This window comes from Klebsiella sp. HMSC16A12 (genome assembly GCF_001808265.1).
GTDB lineage: Bacteria > Pseudomonadota > Gammaproteobacteria > Enterobacterales > Enterobacteriaceae > Klebsiella > Klebsiella pneumoniae.
Genome location: NZ_KV792645.1, coordinates 53,941 through 60,569 on the forward strand (window position 1 = coordinate 53,941; position 6,629 = coordinate 60,569).

General features: G+C 61.1%; 5 protein-coding genes. All 5 read left to right on the forward strand.

The annotated features are described in order from the left end of the window. Nucleotides 1-136: 136 nt before the first annotated feature. Genes iaaA through gsiD form a run of 5 tightly spaced genes read left to right on the forward strand, consistent with a single transcriptional unit; the run spans nt 137 to nt 6,409 of the window. Nucleotides 137-1,078, forward strand: a complete 942-nt coding sequence (gene iaaA / locus HMPREF3140_RS23635; protein WP_004147725.1) for a beta-aspartyl-peptidase — start codon at nt 137-139, stop codon at nt 1,076-1,078. Between the two features lie 17 nt (nt 1,079-1,095). Continuing rightward, nucleotides 1,096-2,955: a glutathione ABC transporter ATP-binding protein GsiA gene (gsiA, locus tag HMPREF3140_RS23640; protein WP_070553131.1), complete on the forward strand. Its 1,860-nt coding sequence runs from the start codon at nt 1,096-1,098 to the stop codon at nt 2,953-2,955. Between the two features lie 32 nt (nt 2,956-2,987). Continuing rightward, nucleotides 2,988-4,529 (forward strand): glutathione ABC transporter substrate-binding protein GsiB, encoded by a 1,542-nt coding sequence (gene gsiB, locus HMPREF3140_RS23645; RefSeq protein WP_032411104.1) that lies wholly within the window; start codon nt 2,988-2,990, stop codon nt 4,527-4,529. A 46-nt stretch (nt 4,530-4,575) separates the two neighbouring features. Beyond that, nucleotides 4,576-5,496: a glutathione ABC transporter permease GsiC gene (gene gsiC, locus HMPREF3140_RS23650; protein WP_002892997.1), complete on the forward strand. Its 921-nt coding sequence runs from the start codon at nt 4,576-4,578 to the stop codon at nt 5,494-5,496. Nucleotide 5,497: 1 nt separating this feature from the next. Then, a complete protein-coding gene (gsiD, locus tag HMPREF3140_RS23655; RefSeq protein WP_004147729.1) occupies nt 5,498-6,409 on the forward strand; it encodes a glutathione ABC transporter permease GsiD in 912 nt (303 codons plus the stop codon). The last annotated feature ends 220 nt before the right edge of the window (nt 6,410-6,629 follow it).

A 6,629-nucleotide genomic window follows, 5' to 3' on the forward strand; every position in this document is an offset into this window, starting at 1 on the left:
CTCTTTCTATATTCAAAAATTGTATAAGACATTCAGCAATATAATGATATCAATACCCTTATTCATGACGTGACCGGCGCCGCGCCGCGGTACGACAGGGCAGGGGCGATCCACTTCATCGTTAAGGACTGGCGAAATGGGCAAGGCGGTTATAGCAATTCACGGCGGCGCAGGGGCGATTTCTCGCGCGCAAATGACGCCGGAGCGGGAGCGAGAGTATGTGGCGGCGCTGTCGACTATCGTCGAAAGCGGGCAGAAAATGTTGGCCGCGGGCGCCAGCGCGCTGGATGCCGTGACCGAGGCCGTTCGGCTGCTGGAGGAGTGTCCGTTGTTCAACGCCGGAATGGGCGCGGTATTTACCCGCGATCAAACCCACGAGCTGGACGCCTGCGTAATGGACGGCTACAGCCTGCAGGCTGGCGCGGTAGCCGGGGTCAAACATTTGCGTAATCCGGTGCTGGCGGCGCGTCTGGTGCTGGAGAAGAGTCCGCACGTATTACTGATCGGCGAGGGGGCGGAAAATTTTGCCATCTCCCACGGGATGGCGCGCGTGGATAACGATCTCTTTTCCACTCCTGAAAGGCTGCTGCAGCTGCAGGAGGCGAAAGCGGGCGGGGAGATTATCCTCGACCACCACGCCGCTCCCCTCGACGAACGCCAGAAAATGGGCACCGTCGGCGCGGTGGCGCTCGATCTGGCCGGCAATCTGGCGGCGGCGACCTCCACCGGCGGCATGACCAACAAACTGCCCGGACGCGTCGGCGACAGCCCGCTGCCGGGCGCGGGGTGTTATGCCAATAATGCCAGCGTGGCGGTCTCCTGTACCGGCACCGGCGAAGTCTTTATGCGCACCCTGGCGGCCTACGATATCGCCGCCCTGATGGAGTATGGGCAGCTCAGTCTCTATTCCGCCTGCGAGCGGGTGGTGATGGAGAAACTGCCGGCTCTCGGCGGCAGCGGTGGGCTGATAGCCGTCGATCGCGAAGGCAACGTCGTTTTACCGTTTAACAGTGAAGGCATGTACCGCGCCTGGTGCTATGCCGGCGATACGCCGACCATTGGCATTTATCGCGAATAGAACAAGGGAGAGGGCGAGTGTCGCAAACTCACGAAACCGATACCTGCGAAGTGCTGGTGGTGCGCAACCTGAACGTGGCGTTCCGCCAGCAGGATGCGCCGGAGGTGCAGGCCGTGCGTCAGCTTTCCTTCAGCCTGCGCCGCGGCGAGACGCTGGCGATAGTGGGTGAGTCCGGTTCGGGAAAATCGGTGACCGCGCTGGCGCTGATGCGTCTGCTAGACGCGGCCAGCAGCGAGGTGAACAGCGAGGGGCTGTGGTTGCGGCGGCGTAACCGGCAGGTGATCGCGCTCAATGAGCAAACGGACGCTGAGATGCGCCGGGTACGCGGCGCGGATCTGGCCATGATTTTTCAGGAGCCGATGACCTCGCTGAATCCGGTTTTTACCATCGGCGAGCAGATTGCCGAATCCCTGCGCCTGCACCAGGGGCTGGGGCGCGAAGAGGCGCTGCGCGCGGCGAAAAAGATGCTCGATCAGGTGCGTATTCCCCAGGCGGAAGAGATGCTCTCGCGCTATCCGCACCAGCTCTCCGGCGGCATGCGCCAGAGGGTGATGATCGCCATGGCGCTCTCCTGTCGGCCGGCGGTGTTGATAGCCGATGAGCCAACCACGGCGCTGGATGTCACCATCCAGGCGCAAATTCTGCAACTCATTGCCGTCCTGCAAAAGGAGATGGCGATGGGGGTGATCTTTATCACCCACGATATGGGCGTCGTGGCCGATATCGCCGATCGGGTGCTGGTGATGTATCGCGGTGAGGCGGTAGAGACCGGCAGCGTTGAGGAGATCTTTCGTTCGCCGCAGCACCCGAATACGCAGTCGCTGCTGGCGGCGGTCCCGCGGCTGGGGGAGATGCGTGGCCAGGATCTGCCGCGCCGTTTTCCGCTGCCGGGCCAGCCGCTGGCGGAGAGCGAAACGCCCGATACGGTAGTCGCCGGCGAGCCGATCCTGCAGGTGCGTGACCTGGTGGCCCGTTTTCCGGTGCGCAGCGGGCTGCTCAATCGCGTGACGCGCGAAGTGCATGCGGTGGAGAAGGTCAGTTTTGATCTCTGGCCGGGAGAGACCCTGTCGCTGGTGGGCGAGTCCGGCTGCGGCAAGTCGACCACCGGCCGGGCGCTGCTGAGGCTGGTAGAGACCCAGGGAGGCACCATTACCTTCGACGGTCAGCGGATCGATACCCTCGCCGGCGGCAAGCTGCAGGCTCTGCGGCGCAATATTCAGTTTATTTTTCAGGATCCTTACGCCTCGCTTGATCCGCGTCAGACGGTCGGCGATTCGATTATGGAGCCGCTGCGGGTGCATGGCCTGCTGCGTGGGGAAGCAGCGCGTGAGCGGGTCGCCTGGCTGCTGAAGCGCGTGGGGTTGCAGCCGGAGCATGCCTGGCGCTATCCCCATGCCTTTTCCGGCGGCCAGCGGCAGCGGATCTGCATTGCCCGCGCGCTGGCGCTGAATCCGAAGGTGGTGATAGCCGACGAGTCGGTGTCGGCCCTGGATGTCTCCATTCGGGCGCAGATTATCAATCTGATGCTCGACCTGCAGCGCGAGATGGGCATCGCGTTTCTGTTTATTTCCCATGATATGGCGGTGGTGGAGCGCATCAGCCACCGCGTGGCGGTGATGTATCGCGGTCGCATTGTCGAAATAGGCCCGCGCCGCGCGGTGTTTGAAAACCCGCAGCACCCCTATACCCGTAAGCTCATGGCCGCCGTACCGGTGGCCGACCCGGGCCACCGTCATCCGCAGCGGGTTCTGCTGTCTGATGACGTCCCGGGCAATATTTATAAGCGGGGCGAGGAGATCGCCAGCGTGCCGTTGCAGCAGGTCGGGCCGGGCCACTTCGTCGCCCGCGAATCCGCCGATGTGCTGGGCAGAACATAACAACACATAACGCATCTTTTCAGGAGAACACGATGACACAACCTGTTTCACGCAAATGGTGGCTGGCGCTGAGTATCGCGGCAGCCCTGGCGAGCGCTCCCGCCTTTGCCGCCAAAGATGTGGTGGTGGCGGTCGGGTCTAACTTCACGACCCTCGACCCCTATGATGCCAACGATACCCTGTCGCAGGCGGTGGCGAAGTCCTTTTATCAAGGCCTGTTCGGCCTTGATAAAGAGATGAAGCTGCAAAACGTTCTTGCTGAGAGCTATACCGTGTCACCGGACGGCCTGGTGTACACCATTAAGCTGCACAGCGGGGTGAAATTCCAGGATGGCACTGACTTTAACGCCGAGGCGGTAAAGGCTAACCTCGATCGCGCGAGTAACCCGGATAACCATCTCAAGCGCTATAACCTGTATAAAAATATCGCCAGTACCGAGGCGGTCGATCCGACTACGGTCAAAATTACCCTGAAGCAGCCCTTCTCGGCGTTTATTAACATTCTCGCCCATCCGGCGACAGCGATGATTTCGCCGGCGGCGCTGAAAAAATATGGTAAGGATATCGGCTTCCACCCGGTGGGCACCGGGCCTTATAAGCTCGACACCTGGAACCAGACGGATTTTGTGAAGGTCAGCAAGTTCGATGGGTACTGGCAGCCGGGGCTGCCAAAGCTGGATTCTATCACCTGGCGTCCGGTGGTGGATAACAATACCCGGGCGGCGATGCTGCAGACCGGCGAGGCGCAGTTCGCCTTCCCGATCCCTTACGAACAGGCGCCACTGCTGGCGAAAAACAGCAAACTGGAGCTGGTGGCCAGCCCGTCGATCTTGCAGCGCTACATCAGCATGAACGTGACGCAGAAGCCGTTCGATAATCCGAAGGTACGGGAAGCCATCAACTATGCGATTAACCGTCAGGCGCTGGTGAAGGTAGCGTTCGCCGGATACGCCACCCCGGCGACCGGAGTGGTGCCGCCGTCGATCGCCTATGCCCAGACCTACACCGCCTGGCCATACGATCCGGCGAAAGCGCGCCAGCTGCTGAAAGAGGCGGGCTACCCTAACGGTTTCAGCACCACGCTGTGGTCATCACATAATCACAGCACCGCGCAGAAAGTACTGCAGTTCACCCAGCAGCAGCTGGCGCAGGTGGGGATTAAGGCGCAGGTGACGGCGATGGACGCTGGTCAGCGGGCGGCGGAAGTGGAAGGTAAAGGTCAGAAAGAGAGCGGGGTACGGATGTTCTATACCGGCTGGTCCGCCTCCACCGGTGAAGCCGACTGGGCGCTGTCGCCGCTGTTCGCCTCGCAAAACTGGCCGCCGACGCTATTTAATACCGCGTTTTACAGCAACCCGCAGGTGGATAACGCGCTGAGCGAGGCGCTGAAAACCACCGATCCGCAACAGAAAACCAAACTCTATAAAGAGGCGCAGGATATTATCTGGAAAGAGTCGCCGTGGGTGCCGCTGGTGGTCGAGAAACTGGTCTCCGCCCACAGCAAGAACCTCACCGGTTTCTATATCCAGCCGGATACCGGCTTTAGCTTCGAACAGGCGGACCTGACGCCGTGATCATGTTCATCTTCATGCGTCCTCTCTCCCGGAATGGGAGGGAGCGATGCTGAATTATGTGATTAAGCGCCTGCTGGGCCTGATCCCCACTCTGCTTATCGTCGCGGTGCTGGTGTTTCTGTTCGTCCATATGCTGCCCGGTGACCCGGCGCGGCTGATTGCCGGACCTGAGGCCGATGCCCAGGTGGTGGCAATGGTGCGCCAGCAGCTGGGGCTTGACCAGCCGCTGCATGTCCAGTTCTGGCACTACATCACCAACGTGCTGCGCGGCGATTTTGGCATTTCCATGGCCTCGCGGCGTCCCGTTGCCAGTGAGATTGCCAGTCGCTTTATGCCCACGCTGTGGCTGACGCTGGCCAGCATGAGCTGGGCGGTACTGTTCGGGATGGCGGCGGGGATTGCGGCCGCGGTGTGGCGCAATCGCTGGCCCGACCGTCTGGGAATGGCGCTGGCGGTGAGCGGCATTTCGTTTCCGGCTTTTGCCCTTGGTATGCTGCTGATGCAGGTGTTTTCGGTTGAGCTGGGCTGGCTGCCGACGGTGGGGGCCGACAGCTGGCGGCACTATATTTTGCCGTCGTTGACCCTTGGCGCGGCGGTGGCGGCGGTCATGGCGCGCTTTACCCGCGCGTCATTCGTCGATGTGCTGCATGAAGACTATATGCGCACCGCCCGGGCGAAGGGGGTGAGCGAAACGCGGGTGGTGCTCAAGCATGGTCTGCGCAATGCGATGATCCCGGTGGTGACCATGATGGGGCTGCAGTTCGGCTTTCTGCTCGGCGGGTCGATCGTTGTGGAGAAGGTGTTTAACTGGCCGGGGCTTGGGCGCTTGCTGGTCGATTCGGTGGAGATGCGCGATTATCCGGTGATTCAGGCGGAAGTGCTGCTCTTTTCGCTGGAGTTTATTCTTATCAATTTAGTGGTGGATGTGCTGTACGCGGCCATAAACCCGGCTATCAGGTATAAGTAAGGTGCGATTGCTTAACTGGAGAAGGCAGGCGGCGCTGAACGCCATGCCGGGCATCAGACCCGGCGAGATCCATACCCCCTGGCATGAGTTCTGGCGGCGCTTTCGTCGCCAGCCGGTGGCGATGGGCGCTGGTATTTTCGTGCTGTTGCTGATTGCGGTAGCCATCGTTGCCCCATGGATAGCGCCGTACGATGCGGAAAATTATTTCGACTACGACCGACTGAACGAGGGACCTTCGCTGGTGCACTGGTTCGGAGTCGACTCCCTGGGACGGGATATTTTCAGCCGGGTGCTGGTCGGGGCGCAGATCTCGCTGGCCGCCGGGGTACTGGCGGTGCTGATTGGCGCGGCCATCGGCACGGTGCTTGGGCTGCTGGCTGGCTACTATGAGGGCTGGTGGGACCGGCTCATTATGCGACTTTGCGACGTGTTGTTCGCCTTTCCCGGGATCCTGCTGGCGATCGCGGTGGTCGCCGTCATGGGCAGCGGGATGGCCAACGTGATCATCGCCGTGGCGATCTTCTCGATCCCGGCGTTTGCTCGTCTGGTGCGCGGCAATACGCTGGTTCTGAAGCAGCAGACCTTTATTGAATCGGCGCGCAGCATCGGCGCCAGCGACGCCACCATTCTGTTCAACCATATTCTGCCGGGGACGGTGTCATCGATCGTGGTTTATTTCACCATGCGCATTGGGGTATCGATTATTTCGGCGGCCAGTCTGTCGTTTCTCGGCCTCGGCGCGCAGCCGCCCACCCCGGAGTGGGGCGCGATGCTTAACGAAGCGCGGGCGGATATGGTGATGTCTCCGCACGTGGCGCTCTTTCCGGCGGTGGCGATTTTCGTGACCGTGCTGGCGTTTAATCTGCTGGGAGATGGCCTGCGCGATGCGCTGGATCCGAAGTTAAAGGGGTAGGGTGAGGGAAAGCTCCGCCGGGAGTCCTTTATGTTATCTGCGGCTTAAGCGCACATTGCGCTTCCGGATAATTTTCTGCGTTAGGTCTCTCATGGCGCAGGGAGCGGTGTGAGGCGGAAACGACCGCCGGACGGTTCCCTCTCCTCCCGGGAGAGGGCCAGGGTGAGGCGAAGCATCGCTGGAAAGTCCTTTATGTTATCTGTGGCTTCAGCGTAGTTTG